Below are 21,692 nucleotides of genomic sequence, written 5' to 3' on the forward strand. Positions count from 1 at the left end.
TTGCTCACATTCGATGCGTCGATTGCCGGATGTCTATTCCGAAACGGCATTCGCGGAAAAACTCCCCTCTTTTTCAGTATAGATCGAACGAATCTGTCGGCACCGTATTTCCGGCAAAATCTGTCGCCGGTCAACGATTTCCCGCTGCCAGGTCGTACAGATCGCGAGTGCATGCCCGGATCGCGCGCTTGAGTTCGGGGTACGGATTCCCGAACCCGTCGATCAGCCCGGAATGTTGACGATCCCGCTTCCGCGGCACAAGATTCGGAGCATCGATCAGCCCGCAATAATGCCAGCCGACGAAATCGGGCCGCGCAAACGCACGCCGGAAGAATTCCTCGGTCCATTCCGCACGCTGTATCACGTCGTCGGCTACCGGACCATACGGCCGCGGCATGTGTTCGGTGATCATCGTAAACGCCGAGTCGCCGTTGATGAACGGTTTGTGGACTCGCCGTGACCAGCGATCCAATCCCGGTTCTTGCACCTCGTATCGCGCATACATTTGGTAGAAGACGACATCGGTATACTTCGCCGTGATCGGCAAGACGGTGTCGAGTGAATCGGTATTCGCGTTGATTTTGTCGCCAAAGAACATGTGATTCGGATCGTAGCGGCGAATCGCGTCCCGCGCCGTTCGATAGTATTGTTCGATCGTTCGTTGCAAAAACACGACGTTGTCGCGTGTCTCGTTTGCGTTCGCCAGGTCCGTCTCGGGGCGCCAATTTCTCGCGTGAAGCAGCTCGGTGAAGGCGGCAAAGGACGTTCCGTAGACGGTGTTGAACTCCTCGATGCGATCGCGATACAGTTCGCGGATCGTCTCGACATAGGCGCGTTTACCCGGTGCGTCGGGGCCGAGATTTCGCAACCGTCGCGGCCACCCGATCCGCGATGCGCGGCGTGCCCCGCCGATGACGTCCGGGCGTTCGCGGCAATCCTCCTCGGTAAACAGGGGGCAATCGGTCATTGCATACGCGAGCAGATACGGATCTTCTCGCAACGGCGCCGCAAGTTCCGCAGCCAAGCGATCGCAATGCCGCGCAAATTCGTCGGAGAAAACGTCGAGAAAACTGTCGTCGGGCACCTCGCTTTTCCAGTGCGGAATATCGACGAAGCGGATCGGTCGCATGTATGCCAGAACCGGTTCGGGCGTATTGACGATCGCCAAGGCGTTGTGGACGCCGACGGTGTTGAAGCCCCATTCACGGCAGACATCGAGAAACCACCTGCGCAAGGCGGGAGCGAACTTGGGCCAACTCATGTCGTCCAAGCCCAATCGGCGGCGCCACGCCTCGCGGTTGTATTCTTGCTGAAACAAATCGGGGTACAGATGATTGATCCCAAAACTCAAAAAAGCATTGCCTTCGGGAGTGACGAGCCACCAACGATCGTCCTTCTCAACCCGAAAAAACCCGGTGGCCTCGAATTTCTTGCCCGTCCAACCGCCGAACCGATCACGCGACGGCGTTTCGGCGGCGCCGATCCGACTCGTGTCGATCCCGCTAAGCGCAAGCCCTCCGGCGATCGATCGCAAGAACGTGCGTCGGCGCATGACGACCTCCTGGAAAAGCCGGTAATGATCGAGAGCGCACCGTACGGCGCCGGCTGGTGCCTATTCTAGTTCGAGCACTCTCCAAATGCTGCACGAAGAGTCGTCACGTGGCCCGTGCGATCGCGACTTTCACTTCAACGTCCGCTCGTAGTTGAAGCGGAACGGTTCTTGGGTCGTGCGCGTCGTGCGTAGCCATTCGCCGACCGGATCGGGCGAGGCAGTGAGATCGACGACCAAATACCGTGCCCGGATGTTCTCGTTCTGAATGTCGCGCCAATCGAAGGGATCGGCCGAACGGAAGGTCCACAGGCCCGCTTCCCGCCGAGGGATCATTCGCAAGCCGCGACGATCGGCGAATTCGCGTTCCAGGAATTCGGCAGGCAGTTCGGCACGACTGACGGCCAGCACCGGCCGCGAGAACACATAGATGGACAACGCCCCCGGAGCCCGTTGCGAAAGCCGCTCCAACTGCCGCCGATCGGCTTCCAGCGAAACGGTCACGCAACGTGCCCCCAGTTTTCGAAGTTGTGCGACGGCCAGCGAGTTCAATACCGCCAATCCCGGCCCGGCCTCGAAACGACACCCGGCTTCCCTGGCTGCGCGCAGTTGGCCCCAGCTATTCACTTCGACGGCCAAATGCAATTCACGGCACGTTTCCAACAGATGCCGAAGCTCAGGAAGCGAGTCTTCGAATGCAACGATCGGCAGCGCAATCACCGGCCGTACACGACGACACAAACGCCGTCGCTCCGTCAGCCATTCGCCGGTCGCACCTTCCAAGATCCACCGCGAGAACTTGACGCCGGCTCGGAACTCGTCCACCTGATCGACGTGCAGTCGCACTCGGTTCGGCGTCTTTCCGAGACACCTGTCGTTCGCTTTCGACGGTTCCCATTCCTGTGCCGCCTCCATCGCCCATGCCGGTAATTCGTCTTGCTTGGGGTGTGCCGATCGCTTGCGGGCACGATGGATTTCGGCGGCGATGCGATCGATCACGCCGTTTGCCGCGCGCGGTACCACCAAAAACTCGGCGTCGTCGCATCGCATTTCGGCGGGCAACACGCCGTGCAGCGGATAGTCGGATAGAAAGCCCAACAGATCGCCCACGCTCATCGCCTTTTTCGGGCGACGGACGACCGTTTTCGGCAACGTCCATTCGATACAGGTATCGCCCCATTCCCATTTGCACTCGATCGAGCGACCGCCGGTCAAGATGGTCAACCGATAGCCGGTCGTCGCCTGCGCCGGTTTGTGTTCGGCCGGCTCGGATGCTTCCGGGCCTTCCGCGTCGTCTCGCGGCATCGCCTGGACCGAGGAAGCCCGGCCGCGGTTGCCGCCAGTCAAGTCGGCAAACTGCCCGTCCAAGTATCCCGCCGTCAACGAACGGCCCGAATAACCGGTCAGCTCTTCGGCGCGGGCGCGAAGTTCGGCGGCAACCTCACCGTTCGTCGAAAACTCGTTCGCCGTGTCGATTGCCTTGCGATACAACGCCACGGCCTTCCCGACCCAAGTATCGTTCTTGAGCCGCCCCTCGATTTTCAAGGCCGCAACACCGGCTTTCGCCAGCTCGCCGATGCGGTCCACCGTGCACCAATCGTGCATCGACAGGGGACGCCCGACCGGCATTCCCTCAAGCGTCCAAGGAACGCGGCAAGGGCTGGTACACGTCCCGCGATTGCCGCTACGGCCGCCTACCCAACTGGACATCATGCATCGTCCCGACACCGAGAAGCACAACGCACCTTGCGCGAACACCTCGGTTGCGATCGGGGCGGCTTGCGATGCGCTCGCGATTTCCGCGAGCGTCATTTCGCGGGCGAGCACGACTCGCTTCAGCCCCAGCTCGGCAGCTTCGGCCACATCCCAACTGTTGCACACCGAGGCCTGCGTGCTCAAGTGGAACTCCAGATCCGGCAGACGCTCCTTCAACAACAGCAGGGCCGGATCGCGAACCAATAACGCGTCGACACCGCACGCGACGGCCGTCTCGAGCACACGGCACGCGGCAGGCAACTCGTCCTCGGCAATGTCGGTATTGAGCGTCAGATAGACACGGCAGTTCCGCGCATGGGCGAATTCGACGGCACGTTGCAATTCTTCCCGCGAGAAATTCCTGGCGCGCCGTCTGGCGTTGAGCACTTGGAGCCCCAGATAAACGGCATCGGCACCCGCCAGCACGGCCGCCTCGAGGGACGCCGGATCGCCCGCCGGAGCCAATAGTTCCAATCCGTTTTTCATCGCCGATTTCCCGCCTCTTCGTGGTCGAGTCGAATCGCAACCGCAAGACTTTCACCCCGCCGACGACCGTTTCGCGCAGAGTGTTTGCCCGCTTTTGCGCCATTGTACCGGCGCCGATCAATTCCCACAGGGCGGGCATGCTTCTCCCGCCGTAAGAGCCGTGCCGCCGAATCGTCAGTAGACGAGAATGCAGCCGAACGTCGGAAAGCAGGGCGTCGGCTCACCGTTGCGGTAAGACGGGCAAGCTCAGTTCGTCCGGCTCTTTCAGGAACGACAAGGCGGCCGTCGGACAGGCGACCACGCAGGCCTCGGCCACTTTTCCGAGGGCTTCTTCCAGCGTGCGATCGAACGGCACGCCGATGCGGACATCGAACCCGCGCCCCACGAAACTCAATCCCAGCGGAGCACGGGCTTGCTCGGCAATCTCGACGCACAGACCGCACGAAATGCACTTGCCCGGCTCGTAGATCACGTTCGAGTGCTGAAATTGGATCTCCAATCCGGCCCGTTCGCCCGCGAATCGTTGCGGCTCGGCACCGTATTCTTCGGCGTACTTGCGCAATCGACACGTCGTGAGCGCCCGACAATCACAGTGAAAACACCGTTCGGCCTGGGCCATGGCCGTTTGCGGATCGAAATCGACGTTGACATCCTCGGGCTCCTGCCGAGGGCGCTTGGCCGAAACGGATGCCAATTGGTCCAATTCGTCCGGCGACACGCGTCCGATGCGTACTGAAAACGGCATCTGCGGCGCGGGTATGACGCGTCCGTTCAAATAGCCGTCGACGCAGGCGGCGACCTCCTTTCCGTCGGCACAACTTCGCACCACCAACCCGTTGCGACGGATGGCGTTCCCGATTGCGAAGACACCGTCGATATTCGTGCGGTAGGTTTCGCGGTCGACCTCGATCCCACGCGGTTTGACGGCCACGCCCCACTCCTTCGCCTCGGCGGCACCTTCGGTTCCGACTGCCAGGACCACTGCATCGAACTGCGCACGAAGCTCGTCCAGGGTCGCATCGCGGCCCAGTCGCGTTTCGGGCCGAAATTCGACACCGGTCGCGAGAATCGTCCCGATCTCGCCGTCGAGAATCTCCGGCGGCACCTGCGGCATGTCGCCGTCGCCGAAACGAACACGTCCGCCGGCTTGCGGTCGGGCATCGAACAATACGACCGCATGTCCGCGCCGTCGCAGGTAATAGGCAGCCGAAAGGCCGCTCGGCCCGGCACCTACCACGGCAACGCGCTTCCCTGAATCGGGCGGAAGATCGGGCAAGTACGGACGCCCGCTCGCCAAGTCCTGATCGGCGACGTACCGCTTCAAACTGCACACGGCCACGGCACCGTCGGCCTTGTTCCGGCGGCATCCTTTCTCACACGGTTTCGGACATACACGTCCCAAAATCGCGGGAAGCGCGATGTCTTGCTTGATCGTCACAATCGCGCCGACAAGATCGTTCTCCTGGATTTCCCGCAGCATGGTGGGAATATCCATGTGCGCAGGGCACGTAAAATGACACGGTGCCAAGCAGTCGCCCACGTGATCGCTCAGAAGCAATTCGAGCGAGGTCTTGCGGACCTTGTACACCTCGGGATCGTCGCTGGCAACGATCATCCCGTCTTCGGCGGGCGTTCCGCAGGAGGGCACCATCCGCGAACGGCCGCCCGAAGTCACCTTGACCAGGCACACCAGGCACGACGTTTGCGGCCGGATACCCTTCATGTAGCAAAGAGTGGGAATCTCGATTCCCAGTTGCTCTGCGGCGTCGAGAATCGTCGCGCCGGGGGGAACTTCCACCGTTTTTCCGTCGATCGTCAGTTTCGGCATGGTTCGTCTCTCGCCTCAATCGGCGGTGATCGCATCGTCGTCACAAGGTGACCGGCAACGGGACGGTGGCCGGGGCTGTCTCGTTGCGCGGCCGCACGATGACGGCCTCGGTCGGACACACCGTGCGGCAGGTGTCGCAGCGGGTACACGCGTCGTCGATGATTCGGTGCTTCTTGTACGGGGTGAAGGGAATCGCCTCTGCGGGGCAGTGTTGCGAACACACAGTGCAGCCGATGCACCGATCGGCGTCGATGCGGTACGCGATGAGCGCCGGACAACGTCCCGCCGGACAACGTCCCTCGAGATGAGCTTCGTATTCGTGCCGGAAGTATCGTAGCGTCGACAGCACAGGGTTCGGCGCCGTCTTCCCCAATCCGCAGATGCTTCCGGCCGTGACCGACGACGCCAAATCTTCCAGCGTTTCCAAATCGCCCGGTTTGCCCTTCCCCTCGCATATACGATCCAGGATGTCGAGCATCCGGCGCGTTCCCACGCGGCACAGCGTGCACTTGCCGCACGACTGGTCTTGCGTAAAGCGTAAGAAATAGCGGGCAATGTCGACCATGCAATCGGTTTCGTCGAGGACGACCAAGCCCCCCGACCCCATGATCGCGCCGCAGGCGGTCAAGGCCTCGAAGTCGACCGGCGTATCGGCCAATTCGGCAGGGACGCATCCGCCGGAAGGACCTCCGACCTGGATCGCTTTCAGTTTCTTTCCCCCGGCAACGCCCCCGCCGATCTCATCGACGATTTGCCGGAGGGTGATTCCCATCGGCACTTCGATCAGGCCGCCGCGCCGGATCTTGCCGGCCAAGGCGAACACCTTCGTGCCCTTGCTCGACTCGGTACCGAAGCGCGCGTAGGCGTCGGCTCCGCGCCGGATGATCCACGGTACCGTACACAACGTTTCGACGTTGTTGACCAACGTCGGTTTGCCCCACAAACCTTCTTGCGCGGGGTAAGGAGGCCGTAACCGCGGCATACCGCGTTTCCCTTCGATCGATGCGATCAAGGCGGTCTCTTCGCCGCACACGAACGCCCCAGCGCCTTCCTTGATCTCGATGTCGAAGGCCATATTCGACCCCAACACGTTTTCGCCCAGCACGCCCTGTTCGCGGCAAACAGCCAGGGCTTCGCGAATACGTTCCACCGCCAAAGGATACTCGGCCCGAATGTAGAAGTACCCCTTCCCGGCTCCGACGGCATACGCGGCCAGGATCATCCCTTCGATCACACGGAAGGGGAACGACTCGAGCAACATGCGATCCATGAACGCGCCGGGATCGCCTTCGTCGCCGTTGCAAATGACGTATTTTTCGTCGGCGGGGGTGTCGTGCACGATCTGCCACTTCTTACCCGTCGGGAACCCCGCGCCGCCGCGTCCCCGCAGGCCCGAGCGCAGCACTTCGTCGATGACCTCTTGCGGCCGGCGTTCTTTGAGTGCCTTGGCGGTCGCCGAGAACCCGCCGCGGCGCACGTATTCGTCGTAGTCGAGCGGGTCGATTTCGCCGGAAAACTCGGTGGCGATGCGAACCTGGCGTCCCAGGAACGCCTCGACCGGACCGTCGCGCACGTCGATACCGTGCTTGACGACGGGGGATTCGTCGGCATCGAAGATCCATTGATCGAACCAACGCGCCAGCGACGTTCCCATCCGGCGGAACAGTCCGCGCGGACGAAAATGCTCGGTGAGGATCGCTTCGACGTCGTCGGCGGTCACCTTCGCATAAAGTTTCGTCTCCTCCGATTCCGGCGGCACAATTTCCAAGAGTGGAGTTTGATGGCACATGCCGACGCATCCGACGCGCTTCACGCGGATGGGTACGGCCAACTCGGCCAACACCCGCTCGACTTCTTCGTAAACTTGCCGACTCCCTTGTGCCTGGCAGCATGATCCTAGCCCGACGCGGACTTCCCCGATCGCCTCGAACGGCTTCTTCCGGCCGCTTGCGCGGCGCACTTGTCCGTTCCTTTTCGCCGCGAGAAAATCTTCCAACACGCCGGCGACATCCGTGGCATTGAGTCTGCCGTAGGTCGAATCGTCGATTTGGACGACCGGCGCCAGTGTGCAGCACCCCAGGCAGGCCACCGGCTGAATCGTAAACTTACCGTCGGGATCGGTGTCGTCGCCTTTGGGAATCTTCAGTTGATGTTCGAGGGCCTCTTGGACTTGTGCGGCCCCTTTCACGTGGCACGCCGTCCCGTGACACACGTGAATCATGTGTTCGCCGACGGGTCGATGCCGGAACTGCGAATAGAACGTCGAAACGCCGACGATCGTCGACGGACGAATCTCGGTCAGCTCGCATACCCGCTCCAAGGCCTCTTTCGGCAGATACCGATAATGCGTCTGGATGGCTTGCAGGATCGGGATGACCGCGTCGGGACTCGTTCCGTAACAGCGCACGGTTTCATCGACGAACGTCAGATCGATTTCGCGGGTCTCCGATTGCGTGCGGTGGGTGATCATGGACGGTGGCTCGGTTCTTCTTTGCGATACGAGCCGGATAGCGGCCCACGTTTCGGCCGTACCGGCCACTCCCCTGTGGGAAGGTCATCTTTCATCCGTCGGACTCACCGATGCAATACAGATGCTCGGCACCGCGGATGTACAGTCTGCCCGGTTGGAACGCGGGCGAAGTGACGCACGGCTCGCCCAACACCGGTTCCGATACGATTTTCGCGCCCTCGCGGTCGGCCTCGAGGACAAAGCATTTGCCTTCCTTATCGAACAAATACAAACGTCCTTCGGCTAACGACGGCGACGACGAGAAGTCGGCGTCGTCGAATTCGAAGGTCCACAACACCTCGCCTCCGGCGGCGTCGTATGCCGTCAAGGCCCCGTACGCAACGACGAGCACCATATCGCCGACGACCAAAGGACTGCACAAGTCCGGCAGCCCCTCTTCACCGATCCACAAGGCGTCGTCCTCGGTCAACTCGCCCGATTTGTCGGTCGGAATCGCGAACAGGTAACTGTATTCGTTGCCGACGTACACAACGCCGTCGGAAAACACCGCCGACGGCCCGCAATCGCCGGTCGTTCCTTCCAGTCGCCACAGTTCACTTCCATCTTGGGCATTGTACGCAGTGACATACGGATCGGCGCAGGTGACGATCATCGGCGGATCGTGATCGAATACGACCAACGGCGTCGTCCACGAATTCGCCACGGGGCGGGTGATTTCCCAGCCGACTTCACCCGTCGCGGCTTTGTAAGCGATCAAGCGCGATTTGTCGTCATCCGGCGCCCCTTGGTCGAACTGAACGATGACCAAATCGTGGTACAGGGCGAGTGAGCTTGCATGACCGTACGCATTGTCGGGAATGCCCAGACTGTGCGACCAAAGCACGTTGCCCGCGTAATCGAAAGCCCCCACGTCTCCGTTGGCGAAGATCGCAAACACGCGCCGTCCGTCGGTAACCGGCGTGGGAGCGGCGAAACCGGTATCTTCCATGACCTCGGGGGGTTCGGATGTACTCTCGGGTGTGCCGGTTAATTCCGAGGCCCAAAGTAGCTTGCCCGACGCGGCGTCGAAACAATACACCTCGCGCCGCGACTCATCGGCCCCGGTCACGAATACGCGATCCCCCCACACGATCGGCGATGAATTCCCCGGCAACGGCACGGGAACTTTCCAGATGACGTTCTTTCCCGAGGTTGCGTCCCATTCGACGGGCGCGTTCGGGTGCGGCGAGCATCCGGAACCGTCCGGTCCGCGAAACCGCGGCCACTGGGCGAAATACTCTTCATCGGCGGGAAACGAAGGATCGTTCGGATCGGGAATGTTCGCCGGAACCGTTTCGCCGTCGGTGGTTTCCGGCGCGTGTGCCGCGTCGGCCGTCCCCTCGCCGGCTTCCGGCGATTCTCCCGGAAGCGTACCCCGTTCGGCGAGGGCGATCGCCTCCCAAACCGGATTCTGCGCGTACACCATCCCCAAGTAGGCGCATACCGCCGCCAGAACAACGGCCGTGATCAAAACGGCAAACCGAGGCGACGCCCCTTCCGAGGGCGGAATAGAGGGCAGTTCTCCTTCGGGCTGCGGCATGGGGCGACGCAACACCGACGCCAGTTTGCCCGCAGCGACGGCAATCACCAACCCGGCAGCCAACAACATGCCGCCCCAGGCGACAAACCGACGCTGAGCGAAATATTCCTTACGCAGTCGCAAATCTTCCTCGCGAATCTGCGCCTTGAGCGTCTCGTTTTGCGGATCTTCGGCGAGCTGTTGGAGCAGGGCCTGGTACGCGGGCGAATCGAGAGGGTCTTTTCCCACTCGCTGCAATAGCGAGGCCAACAACAGCACGGCCGTCAATGCCGAGAACGCCACCGCCGTCACGGCACTGTAGTACGCCGCGTAAAAGGCGATCGACTCGGGCGAGGTCGTCTGTCCCGCGTTTTCATTCGGGACACTTTGGGAATCGGCCGATTCTCGCTCGGGTGAATTGCGTGATTCGGACATGATCGTCTCACAAGGTAGTTGTTCTCTCGGCGGCGCACGGCCGACGATGCAGGCGGCTTCTGCTCGTGCCGAGTCACGACTGCCGTACGTCGTCGACGATGTGCACCAATTGATCTCGTTCAATCCATCCGCGACGGACCTGCTCTTCCGGGCAGTACCAGAAGCAGCGTCCACAGGCGACGCACCGTTGCGGATCGGGTTCGAACTCACGTCGCACACGATGCAGCGACAATTGCATCCACTTCAAGGCGAACACCAAACCGACCCACACGCCGAGCAGCGTTCCGCCGAAGGCGAACATCCGTTTCTTCGCGGCCACGCGGGCGAATAGGGCCGCGCGAGGTTGACGGGTCTTGGCGAACGCGTCGAGGGCATCGTGCACGAATTTGTCTTCTTCGCTTTGCGGCGCCGCCTCGTCGTCGGCGGGCTCCTCGCCTCGAACGGCCGTCCAACCGGCCAACCGCGTTTCGAAATCAAGCTGCTGCAATGCCGGATGAACGACGTACCCCACCGCTCCGCCGGCTGCGAGAAACACCGGAAACAGCAACAAGGCGGCGAGCGCCCGGCGCTTCGCATGCGGTCGCTGCGACGGCGACAAAGGCTCGGCAGGCGTCAGAATCGCTTCATACGGACAGGAGTCTTCGCACAAGCGGCAGCGAATGCAATCCTCCGGCGGAATCCGGACACGCTTGTTCGCCACCTTCGAGCACAATCCCAACAACGCCCCGTACGGGCACAAGAACCGGCAATACGGCCGCCCCACAAACACGCCGATCACCAAAAGCGCCGCCCCGAAAATCACCATCTCGACCGAACCGGTCCGCCGGAAGAACGCCACGAACGGATCGTATTCGCAAATCACGTAGGCCGTACCGGTCGCCGCATAAAGCACGGCCACCCCCAGGTAGATCCAGGGAAAAAGGCCCAATGCGTGATCGATCCAAGCCGGCACGCGTTGCGGCCGGATGGCGGTCAACTCTTGGATCGCACCCAACGGACACACCCCGGCACAAAAAGTACGACCGAACAACAAAGCGAACACCAACGGCAGCACGAAAAATGCGACTGCTCCGAACGAGATCACGTACCCCGACGTCAGCCCGGCCTGCGAACCGAGCGCCTGGGCGACGTTTTGAATCGCGCCGATCGAACAGACGCAACCTCGCCGCACGAAGCCGAACCAGACCAGCCCGAAGATCGCCAAGGCGAACAACCCGGTCCGGTTCCGCCAGCGATGCGACAAGAGAGCCGAAACGCCCAACGCCGCCGCAAGCACGATCACGTCGACGATTTCGTAAAAAGGCGAAGCGGGCGGGGGTGTCTCCACCTTGGGCATCTCGTACGACGTGGTAAACTCCGGCGGCGGGAACCGTTCGATTCCCAGCACCTTCGCACCGCCGTTCATCCACCAAATGCTCAGCACCCACAATAGGACGATCGCGGCCCCCGTCAGACGTCGGCAGGTGCCTCCAACGAATCGTGGGGAAGCCTCGGGACGATCGGTCTTCCGGCAATGGTTCATGGCGGGCTGGTCTCGACTGGATGATTCGTGGAGCCGTTCGGCCTTGTGCGGCAACAAGCGGAAGGAAACACCTCGCGAACTTCATCCCGACTGTGAATCGCCGGGCGTCGTTTCCCGCGTCTTCAGCAAGTACGGTTGCGATCGAGGAACGCGAACGAACGCCTCGGACGGACACGCCAATGCGATCGAACATTGATTGCAATGCACGCAGATGTCGTGCTGGATTTGCAAGTACAATGATCCGTTCCCGAACGCCGCACAGCCGATCACGCACTTGCCGCAAGCAATGCACAGCGATACATCGACTTTGTATTCGTAGTACGGATCTTCGACGAACTTGCGGATGATCGCACCGGTGGGACAAAGCTGGTTTTCGGCGCCGGTGTTCAAGGCAGGCGGATCGGGAGGGAAGTAACCGGTGCACAAATCACAGTAACCGCACATCTCGTAACTGTTCACGCAGCGCACCGCCGATTGATCCAGCACGCAATGCGTGGCGCAGTTGCCGCAGGCGACACATTTCTCGGGATCGATTTGCCAAAGCATTTCGTCGGCGTCGGCGCGGCTGTTGAGGGCGTATCCGCCCAACCCGCCCAGCAGCAACGCGCCCAGCGTGCGGACGCCGCTTTTCAACACGTCTCGACGATCCGGGTTCACCTTGTCGGATGCCATCGTTTCGGCTCCTTCGTGCTTCGTCTCACCGATTGCGGTTCACCCGCCGCAATTCGTCGGTCGACGTGCTTCGCCGACGGTCTTCCGAAGACGACTCGTTTTGCCTGCGGAAAGCCACGGCCTTCGGCAATCCGCAGCGAGAGAAGACGCCGCATCCCGAACACGGCCCCGACGCGCACGCTCGAGCACCGTCTTGCGCGGCCAACAAGAATCCGCCTCCGCCGAGCAGAACGGCAACAGCACTGTTGCGGAGAACGGCCTCCACGAATCGTCGCCGACTCGATTCGCCGGTTTTTGCCGTAGAACGTCGGGGGCTTTGATGCATCACGAGGCCTCGTTGTCTTTTGCTTGGAACACGACGATTTCCCGCCGCGCCGGATCGAGGATGAAAATACGACCTTGCCCGTCGGCGGCCACGTCGATCACCGGCAGCCGCACATCTTCCCGCGTCTCTTCCAAGATCTTGGGCAGCGCGCTGAAGTAATCCGGTGCGGCGACGACACATTTGAACGTGCCGTGCGCATCGTACACCTTCACCCGCGGCAGACCTTTCTCGGCGGTGACGACCGCTCCGTCCGGCAACAGCGCGATATTCGCCGGATTGCAGCAACCGCAAAACCCTTCGATGGCCGTTGCCGCTTTGCCCCAATACAACTCGAGGTCTCCCTCGGGCGTGTAAATCTCGATTCGATGAACGCCGGGATTCACGACGCGCAGCATGCCGTCGGCCCCGACGGCCAGATCGAAATACGGACTCGGAATCACGAATCCCACGATGCCTTGCTCGGGATCGCGTCGTCCCAATTCGCCGAGAATGTTTCCCTCCCGATCCAACCGCCACACGACGCGGTTTCCCGAATCGGCCACGAAGATTTCGGTCGGACTCGCCGCCGCCGCCGTGATGTACGCCTTGTCGCCGAAGGCCTCCCACACGGCGAGTCGTTCGCCTTGCGGCGAATAGAGCGCGACGCGACGCCCCAAGCCGATCAGGTACCGAACGCCGTCGGTACGAGGATCGTCATCGTACACGTCGATCGCCGCGCAGGACGGCTCTCCCAGCACGTCGAAGGTGCCGAGCATGACTCCCGCGTCGTCCAGTCGGGCGCACCGGCCGGCGCCGTCCTCCGTCGTCCCGACGACCACAAGCGTTCCTTGTTCTGTCGCAGCTAGTGCCTTGGGATGGGTGATGCCGGTTTCCGCAAGCGATAATTCAGCGACAGCTTCGTAGCCGATCAGCGACGGATCGACGTGCAGGTAATCGTCCAAGTCGTACGCAAAACGGTCGGAAAGCGCCCGATCGCCGGTTTGTCGCGGATTCATTCGCCATACGGCAACCACCGCGACGAGCAGCGCCGCAGCAACGACCACCCCGACGCCTACACCCATCTTTCCGCGGGGCCGCGGATCGGGAGGTCGCACCAAATTGTTTGCATTGGAATCTGCCATCGGTGTTATTGCCCGCCGGTTGCGGCCTCGGCCCGCATGTCGTAGCAGGCCATTTGTGTCATGTCACGAACGATCAATCGTCCTGCGACCATCGTCATGGGGCCCCAAGAGTCGTGTCCGTCGAGCAACCGGTATTGCCCGACCAGCCGAAACGCCTCGGACGTCAACTCGCAGATCGTCAACAGCCCTTCGTCGTCCATGGCGTAGATCTTGTCTTGAACGACCATGTACGGCCCGAGTCCGAAGACGAATTGGGAACCGCTCGCCCAGACTTCGTTTCCATCGAGATCGAGACACACCAGTTGCTTGTCGGCCTCGCGCACCCCGTAGATATGCCCTTCGTACAGAATGGGCGTTTGCTGTGTCGAGCTGAATTGTTTCGGTTTCAACCGATAAAGGACGTTCGGCACGAACTTGCCGTCGCCGGCCGGTTCGAGTTGAAGCATCAATGCGCCGCTGTTGTATCCGCCGCAGAAGAAAATCCGCTGTTGATCGATGACCAACGGCGAAGGCACGGTCGCCATGCTCACCTTCCAGGCGTCGGTATCCCACAGCAGCTCGCCGGTTTCGGCGTCGACGCCGACGACCCCGCCGCTCGCGCAATAGACGTAGGTCTTGCGCCCGCCCACGTCCATAGGCATGATCGACGAATGGGTCATCTTCCATCCGTGCGGATTGGGGCATTCCCACACGGTTTGCCCCGTTTTTGCGTCCAGGGCGGTCATCAGTACGTCGGGACCGCCCGGCGCGAGAATCACACGCTCGCCGTCGATCAGCGGACATTGTCCCGCGTACCACGGCGGCACGACCGTCCCGTATTGCCGGACGAGGTCGATCAGCCAGTACGCCTCCCCCGTTTCGGGATGCAGGCACGCAACGCGACATTTCGGGCCGATCGTAACGAGATACTCGTCGGTGACGGCGGGGATGGTCCGCGACATTCCGTGATTCCGTTTGACCTCGTCGGCGTAGCGGAATTGCCAGATATCCCGACCATCGTCCAACGAAAGACATCGAACGACGTCTTCTTTCGCGTCGCGGTCGTAATCGATCATGTACACGCGGCCCGCGCGCACCACCGGCGAAGCGAACCCTTCGCCGACTTCGATCGACCACACCTTGGGCGGCAGCCCGTCCCAGCGATCGGCCAAGGGCGTCGGATCGTCGTAGATGTTGTCGAACCGATCGCCGCGAAACCGCGACCAGCTTCCCTCGACGCTCGACGGTTTTCCTTCGCCCGTCGTCAAGTAGCCTTTCAACTCGACGCGTTCAGCCGCCTGCTCTTGCGTACGCAGGTCGGAAGGCTTATCGAGTCCGGGCACGCGGGCTTCGAGAGGCACTTCGGGCACCGCCGTGAGCCAGACCGCAAGCGCACCCAGCCCGAGCACGGCGAGGCAACCAGGAACCAAGATTATCAACGGATGACGAACCATCAGATACGTTTTCCATCGCGGCAATCGTCGGCCGACGACAACTTGCCGCGCGGCCAGAATGTCGACACAGGCGAGACCCAAACCGGCGGGAAGCAAACGCACCGACGCGGCAAAAAAGAAAACGACCGAGCGGTCGCACGTCGTCTTTTGCCGCACGGCAATTTGCGTGCGACTTTTTAGTATATCAGAGGCACCCACGCGGCGCAACAAATCGGTTCTATCGGCCAAAAACCTCACTGGACGCGTCGCATTTTTCAAGGCGCGCCTTGGCAGCGTGATGCGGGCAACGTACCATTCCGATGCTGAATTCTCCCGCCTTTTCGTCGAGTATCCTCTCGCGAAACCGATCGAGGAAACCAAAATGACGTGCCGTTCCCATTCCCGACATCAAAGCGGCTGCGGCAAATGTGCGCACCCGGTCCGCGTTGCCTTAATCATTATTTTGTCGATCGGCTTTGTCGTCACGGCATCGTCGGTCATTTATGCACAGCGCAAAGCGCGAAGTCCGATTCGCCAGTGGACGCATCGCGACGGCCGACAGACCGTCGACGCGGCACTCGAAGCGTACGCCCCGGGCCGCGTTTGGCTACGGCGAGACGACGGTCGCTTGTTCGAAATCCCTCTCGACACGCTGAGCAAAGAAGATCAGGAATACGTCGCCGAGGTCGAAAAGCGCGATTTGGCCTCGATCAAATTGGCCGAAGGCGACGATCCGCTGGCGGTCCCCTACGCCCCGGGTCGACTGGTCGCCCGACTGCATTCCCGAAACGTCGACGAAAGCAGCGGCATCGCCGCATCGATTCGCTTTCCCGGTTGGTTCTACACGCACAACGACTCGGGCAACGATTCGCGACTGTATCGCTTCGACGCCGCCGGTCGCGAAGGAGGCGTCTTTCCGCTGGAAAACGTGATCGCCTACGACTGGGAAGATATCGCCTCGTTCCGCCGAAACGGAAAGCCCTACATCCTCGTCGCCGACTCGGGCAACAACGGGCTTGCCTCCGAAATTCAGATCCTGCACGTGGTCGAAGAACCCGACATTGCGCCGCCCGTCGACGAACGATCCGCGGTCGCACTCGAACACACTCTGCCGGTCGTGTTGACGATCTATTATCGCTATGAAGACGACTTCCACGATTGCGAGGCCGTGGCCGTCGATTCGACCGACGGCACGATCCTGTTGATCGCGAAGGAACACGGGATCGGCTGCAATGCGTATGCGTTGCCGTGGCCGAAGGAAGTCAAGGGGAACGAGGTTCTTCCCGCCGTCACCGCCCGCAAAATCGCCGAATTGGCATTGCCCGAGGTCACGGCGTTGGACGTTTCGTCCGACGGACACCGGGCCGTCGTGGGCACCTACGGTGACGCCTACGAGTTCACCCGCCACGAGGGAGAAACATGGAAGGAAGCCTTCGCACGCCCGCCCCGGCGTATCGTGCTTCCGCAACGGCGGCAAGGCGAAGCGTTGTGTTACGGCAGCGACGGCAAGACCTTGTACGCCACTAGTGAAGGCTATCCCGCCCCATTGTTCGAGATTCCTCCGGCGAAAAATTCGACGGACGAACACCGTTGACCGCGGCGATCGTCAAAACGGGGCATCATAATCACCGGCGGGATCGGCGTATTCCGAGAAATCGTCGTATCCGCCGCCTCCGAAATCGCCTGCGGCATCGACGCCGGGATCGTACGAATCACCGTCGTACGAGTAGTCTCCCATTTCGTCGGGGGCGAGGTTCTCGAATTTCGTATATTCATGCCGCCAGGCCAATTTGACATCGCCGACCGGCCCGTTTCGCTGCTTGGCGACGATGATCTCGGCGATACCGACCAGTCCTTTGGCCTCGGCCTCTTCCCGCTTGTGGTAATACTCTTCGCGGTGCACGAACATGACGACGTCGGCGTCCTGCTCGATGGCTCCCGACTCGCGCAAGTGACTCAGGCGCGGTCGGTTGTCTTTGGCGATTTCCGTCTGCCGGTTGAGCTGGGCCAGGCAGATGATCGGCACTTTCAATTCGCGGGCGAGCACCTTCAACCGGCGGGTCATCTTCGCCACTTGCTCCTGACGCGGATCACGAGGATTTTCGGGCTCGATAAGCTGCAAGTAGTCGATGATGATCAGTTTCAGGTCGTCTTTCCGTTTCAGGCGTCGAGCGGTCGCGGCGATTTCGGTGACGGTGCGGGAAGGATTGTCGTCGATGTACAGTTTTGCCTGATTGAGTTTATCGACCGCCTCGACCAACTTTTCGCGGTCCGACGCCGACAGAAACCCGCTGCGGAATTTCTGCCCGTTCAGTTTTCCGCGGCTGCACAACATTCGCTTGGCCAGCTCGATCCGGGACATTTCCAAGCTGACAAACAGCGTCGTCGCCTGCGCTTCGACACTCACGTAATCGGCGATGTTCGTGGCAAAGGCGGTCTTTCCCATACTCGGCCGCGCGGCCAAGATGATCAGCTCCGATTCGTGCAATCCGCCGGTCATCTTGTCGAGATCGACGAAACCGGTGGGCACGCCTACCGCGCCGCCGTGCTCGAGCATGTGGTCGATTTCTTCGAAGGCATCGACCAACACCTCTTCCATCGAGACGGCCTCGGTCGGGCTGCGCTCGTTACGGACGGCGAACACGCGTTCTTCGGCCCGATTCACCAGTGATTCGGGCGGAATCGAAAGATCGTACGATTCCCGCACGATCTCGGTGCCTGCATGAATCAACGCGCGGGCGGTCGCGTAGTTGCGGACGATGTTCGCATAATGCGTCGCATGTGCGGCATGAGCGACCGATCCGACGATTTCGGCCAGATAGGCCGCCCCGCCGATCGCTTCCAACTCACCCGCCCGCTTCAGCCGGTCGGTCAACAAGACGACGTCGATCTGCTCGGCGTTCGAGTGCATCTCGACGAGCTGATGATAGATACGCCGATGCGCATCGACGTAGAAATCGTTTTCGTGCACGATCGGAATCACGTCGTCGAGCACTTCGGGATCGATCAGGATCGACCCGAGGACCTGACGCTCGATCCCTTCGTCGTGCGGCGGCGCGCGATCGACCAGCGAGTGGTGCGAAGCATCCTGTCGTCGGCGAGTCTGCGCGTCGAGCGAATCCATTGTCGTTTCCCTTCCGTAGCCCGTATAGCGTCCGACCGTATGAATCGGGTTGCGTCAAGCTGTGCGCCACCCAGTTTGCCCCTGGGCACTTCCGGTTGCAAGCGCCGTCCTCGATCGGAAGTCAGGTACCGTCAATTGACCAGCCGGCGGACGAAACCTCCATTCCGCGGGAGCGGGGCCCTGTTCCGTACCGAAGCCGCCCACCGATGCGGGTACATTCCGCCTTTCGCGGGGAATCGATGTTGGAAACTTGCGACCGATGGCCTTTTGTGCCTCAAGAAAGACAAAAGGCGGAAACTCGTCGTCGAGAGCTTCCGCCTGTGCAGGCTTTCAATCGATTCAGGCCTGGGCGGCACCGTCGGCGACGGCGGGCACGACCCACACCTTCAATTCGGTATCAACTTCGGGACCGAGGTGAATCTTCACCGTGTACAAGCCGAGCTCCTTCAGCGGTCCTTCCAAGCGAACCTGCTCGGGCTTGATCGAAACGTTTTCCTTCTTCAAGGCCTGGACGATCTCCGTCGCGCCGACCGAGCCGTACAGGTGCCCTTCCTCGTTCGCGTTCGCTTCGATGCTCACGCTCAATTGGGCGATGTTGTCGGCCAATTGTCGCAGCGAGGCGAGCCGCGCCCGCTCGATCTCGAGCAACTTCGCCTTGTGTTTCTCGACCATCCGCTTGTGATGATCGGTCGCGATCGTGGCGAGCCCCTGAGGAAGCAAGTAGTTGACGGCGTAGCCGCGCTTCACCTCGACCACATCGCCCACTTTGCCCAAGTGTTCGATCGACTGGACCAAGAGGAGCTGAACCCCACCGTTGGGCCCCTTGGGGAGTTTCCCTCCGCGAAGCCCCGATTTCTTCTTCCGCTTCGATTTCGGACTGGCCATGGTCACCCTCGTTGGTTTCATCCGACCACGCCCGGAGCGTGGTGTTCACTACATGGTTGTCGTTGGTTTGTACGTCGGTACGACGCGCTGTTCGGATCAGAACGGGACATCGTCGCCGAAGTCGTCGGCGAAATCGTCTCCCGGCGCTTCGCTTTCAGAAGGCATGGGCCGCGACGCACTCGGACGCGAGCCGCCCTCGTTGCGAGGCCCGGCCAAAAACTGCATTCGCTCGCCGACGACCCGCAACTTCGATCGCTTTTGGCCGTCCTGGGTTTCCCAGGTATCCAACTTCAGTCGACCTTCGATCAAAATCGGCGAGCCTTTGGTCAGGTACTCGCAAATGATTTCGGCCGTTCGCCCCCAAAAGGTGACGTCGACGAACGTGGCTTCCTCGATCCACTCACCGTTGGCGTTCTTCCGCCGGTCGTTCACCGCCACACCGATCTCGCACACGTGCATTCCGCTGGGAGTCGAACGCAACTCGGGATGCCGCGTCAGGTTCCCCACCAGGATCACGCGATTGTAACTGGCCATGTGTCGACTCCTTGCCCCACGTACACGAGTCGGAATGCACACCGCACGCGCCGATCCCGTCGATCAGGCGGTCTCGCCCTCGGTTTGCACGGCGGCGGCGTCGGATTCGAATTCTTCGGACGATTCCTCGCCGGCCGATTCCGGAGTTTCTTCAATCGCCTCGCCGGTGGCGTGTGCAATCAGCACTTCCACGATACGCGGATCCAATTTCACGAACAGGAACCGCAAGATTCCCGGGGCGTGGCGCAATTGCTTGCTGACCTCATCGAGCTTGCGCCCGTCGATCTTGAAGTAGGTCAGCCAATACGTGCCCTTACGGTGTCCCTCGATCGGATACGCCAAGCGGCGTTCTTCCCAAATGCGGCTGACGAGGAACTCCCCGCCGGCATCCTCGATCACCTTGATGAACTGTTGGACGACACCATTGGGGTCCCGGGCGAATTGACCGGAATCCAAAATGTACAAGCCTTCGTAGAAGTTCTGAGCCAAGACCACGCTCCTTCAGTGGCTGTACGCGCGTAACAACCGACTTTCGAACCAGGGAACCGTCGCCCCGACGGCGATCGGCTCGAACCAGTGATCTGTATCATCCCCGCGAAAAACGCTTTCGCGGCCCTCTCGTGCGAAGCGATCAGCCCGCCTCGCCACTCGCCGAATCGTCGCCGTCGACGTTCGCCGAGTCATCCGTTGTATCGATTCATCGCCTCGTCGATTCCGCGTTCCACCCAAGTAACGACCGCTTCGGCCGCTCTGGAGAACGCCGACTCGATGACGGGGCGTTGCTCGCTCGAAAAACGATCCAACACATAATCGGCCGCCTCGGCACCGGCCGGAGGCCGCCCGATGCCCACCCGCAGACGGGGAAAATCGTCTCTCCCCAACATGCGGATGATGTCGGCCAGCCCGTTGTGTCCGCCCGGGGAACCTTTCGGCCGCAACCGGAGTTTCCCTAGCGGCAAATCAAGGTCGTCGCAGACGACCAGGATATCTTTCGGCTCCAGTCGGTAAAACCCGGCGCAGGCCGCAACACTCGTCCCGCTCCGGTTCATGTATGTCGTCGGACTCAACAGCAGGACCTTCAATCCGGCGATCCGCGCCTCGACGGTTTCGCCGTGAAACTGCTTTCGAGGCTTTCCGTCGGCCCATTCCGCAGCAAGTCTGCGAAGTACTTCGAAGCCGACGTTATGTCGTGTACCCTCGTAGCGACGCCCCGGATTTCCCAACCCGACCACAAGCTTCATGATCGGCTCCCGCCCGGACGAACCGGCTCGTTCGCCGCGGGTCAGCCACGCCAGGAAACGCCGCAGCACGGATCACCTCGACCGTCGTTACTGGTCGCCCTGCTCGTCCTCCTCCTTCTTCCGACCGATCAATTCCGGCTCGGCGGCACCGGTTTCGGCCGCTTCTTCTTCCTCTTCGGCGGCCTCACCGGCAGCGTCGCAACTGACGACGGCCGTGGACGGATCGATATCGACCTTCGCTCCCTCGGGCAACGCCAAATCACCAATCGTAATGTGCTGCCCGATCTCGAGGTTGTTCACCTTCACGACAACTTTTTCGGGAATCGAGGTGGCCGGGCATGCCATCTCCAACTCGTGGAGATGGACCTTGAGCACACCACCTTCCTTCACGCCGGGAGCTTCGCCGCGAATTTCGATGGGCACGGTCACCTCGACCGACTCCCCCTTCGATACCCGCAAAAAATCCACGTGCAGAATTTCCAGCCCCCAGGTGTCCCATTGCACTTCCCGAATCACGGCGTCTTCCTGCACGCCGCCGTCGAGCCGGACCATACGCGAACCGTGCCGAACGGCCGCCTCCATCTCGGAAGCCGGAACCGACAAGGCGACACACTCTTGCTTGTGGCCGTACAAGTTGGCCGGAATCAAACCTCGGGCGCGCAAGCGCCGTGCGTTTCGCTTGCCGAATACGTTGCGAACCTCGACATGCAATGTTTCGCTCATGGGCTCCACCTGAATCAGCCGTTCGCACCGTGCGAAGGACGATACGCTCCCC

Annotated in this window: 16 protein-coding genes; 1 reads left to right on the forward strand and 15 read right to left on the reverse strand. The window is 61.3% G+C overall.

The genetic code is table 11. The features are described 5' to 3' along the window. Positions 1–130 precede the first annotated feature (130 nt). The 9 genes from ACYQ2I_RS15605 to ACYQ2I_RS15645 all read right to left on the reverse strand — a co-directional run bounded on the left by ACYQ2I_RS15605 (position 131) and on the right by ACYQ2I_RS15645 (position 15,154). Positions 131–1,552, reverse strand: a complete 1,422-nt coding sequence (locus ACYQ2I_RS15605) for a hypothetical protein (RefSeq protein ID WP_460167957.1) — start codon at positions 1,550–1,552, stop codon at positions 131–133. A gap of 129 nt (positions 1,553–1,681) precedes the next feature. Beyond that, entirely contained in the window at positions 1,682–3,790 is a 2,109-nt protein-coding gene (locus ACYQ2I_RS15610) for a peptidase U32 family protein (protein ID WP_460167958.1), read from the reverse strand. Between the two features lie 220 nt (positions 3,791–4,010). Further along, positions 4,011–5,618 (reverse strand): FAD-dependent oxidoreductase, encoded by a 1,608-nt coding sequence (locus ACYQ2I_RS15615; RefSeq protein ID WP_460167959.1) that lies wholly within the window; start codon positions 5,616–5,618, stop codon positions 4,011–4,013. A gap of 40 nt (positions 5,619–5,658) precedes the next feature. Further along, positions 5,659–8,088: an NADH-quinone oxidoreductase subunit NuoE gene (nuoE, locus tag ACYQ2I_RS15620; RefSeq protein WP_460167960.1), complete on the reverse strand. Its 2,430-nt coding sequence runs from the start codon at positions 8,086–8,088 to the stop codon at positions 5,659–5,661. A 91-nt stretch (positions 8,089–8,179) separates the two neighbouring features. Beyond that, positions 8,180–10,081 (reverse strand): outer membrane protein assembly factor BamB family protein, encoded by a 1,902-nt coding sequence (locus ACYQ2I_RS15625; protein WP_460167961.1) that lies wholly within the window; start codon positions 10,079–10,081, stop codon positions 8,180–8,182. A gap of 73 nt (positions 10,082–10,154) precedes the next feature. Then, the gene (locus ACYQ2I_RS15630) at positions 10,155–11,603 is read right to left on the reverse strand and encodes a 4Fe-4S binding protein (RefSeq protein ID WP_460167962.1); all 1,449 of its coding nucleotides are present in this window, start codon (positions 11,601–11,603) and stop codon (positions 10,155–10,157) included. Between the two features lie 81 nt (positions 11,604–11,684). Beyond that, positions 11,685–12,275, reverse strand: coding sequence for a 4Fe-4S binding protein (locus tag ACYQ2I_RS15635; RefSeq protein ID WP_460167963.1), 591 nt, complete (start codon positions 12,273–12,275; stop codon positions 11,685–11,687). 324 nt (positions 12,276–12,599) lie between these two features. Then, positions 12,600–13,721 carry an NHL repeat-containing protein gene (locus tag ACYQ2I_RS15640; protein WP_460167964.1) on the reverse strand — a complete coding sequence of 374 codons (1,122 nt, stop codon included), beginning with the start codon at positions 13,719–13,721 and terminating at the stop codon, positions 12,600–12,602. Positions 13,722–13,726: 5 nt separating this feature from the next. Continuing rightward, positions 13,727–15,154, reverse strand: a complete 1,428-nt coding sequence (locus ACYQ2I_RS15645) for a PQQ-binding-like beta-propeller repeat protein (RefSeq protein WP_460167965.1) — start codon at positions 15,152–15,154, stop codon at positions 13,727–13,729. Between the two features lie 361 nt (positions 15,155–15,515). Here ACYQ2I_RS15645 and ACYQ2I_RS15650 point away from each other — a divergent pair, with 361 nt between their 5' ends. Further along, positions 15,516–16,727, forward strand: coding sequence for an SHD1 domain-containing protein (locus tag ACYQ2I_RS15650; RefSeq protein WP_460167966.1), 1,212 nt, complete (start codon positions 15,516–15,518; stop codon positions 16,725–16,727). A 12-nt stretch (positions 16,728–16,739) separates the two neighbouring features. Here ACYQ2I_RS15650 and dnaB read toward each other — a convergent pair whose 3' ends face one another. The 6 genes from dnaB to ACYQ2I_RS15680 form a co-directional block, all read right to left on the reverse strand. After that, a complete protein-coding gene (gene dnaB / locus ACYQ2I_RS15655) occupies positions 16,740–18,257 on the reverse strand; it encodes a replicative DNA helicase (RefSeq protein ID WP_460167967.1) in 1,518 nt (505 codons plus the stop codon). Positions 18,258–18,596: 339 nt separating this feature from the next. Next, positions 18,597–19,142 (reverse strand): 50S ribosomal protein L9, encoded by a 546-nt coding sequence (gene rplI, locus ACYQ2I_RS15660; protein ID WP_460167968.1) that lies wholly within the window; start codon positions 19,140–19,142, stop codon positions 18,597–18,599. A gap of 96 nt (positions 19,143–19,238) precedes the next feature. Continuing rightward, positions 19,239–19,676, reverse strand: coding sequence for a single-stranded DNA-binding protein (locus tag ACYQ2I_RS15665; protein ID WP_460167969.1), 438 nt, complete (start codon positions 19,674–19,676; stop codon positions 19,239–19,241). Between the two features lie 63 nt (positions 19,677–19,739). Then, positions 19,740–20,171, reverse strand: a complete 432-nt coding sequence (gene rpsF, locus ACYQ2I_RS15670; protein ID WP_460167970.1) for a 30S ribosomal protein S6 — start codon at positions 20,169–20,171, stop codon at positions 19,740–19,742. Between the two features lie 185 nt (positions 20,172–20,356). Next, positions 20,357–20,917 carry an aminoacyl-tRNA hydrolase gene (gene pth / locus ACYQ2I_RS15675; protein WP_460167971.1) on the reverse strand — a complete coding sequence of 187 codons (561 nt, stop codon included), beginning with the start codon at positions 20,915–20,917 and terminating at the stop codon, positions 20,357–20,359. Between the two features lie 87 nt (positions 20,918–21,004). Further along, positions 21,005–21,640: a 50S ribosomal protein L25 gene (locus tag ACYQ2I_RS15680; protein WP_460167972.1), complete on the reverse strand. Its 636-nt coding sequence runs from the start codon at positions 21,638–21,640 to the stop codon at positions 21,005–21,007. Positions 21,641–21,692: the final 52 nt, after the last annotated feature.

The organism is Thermostilla marina, assembly GCF_054657455.1.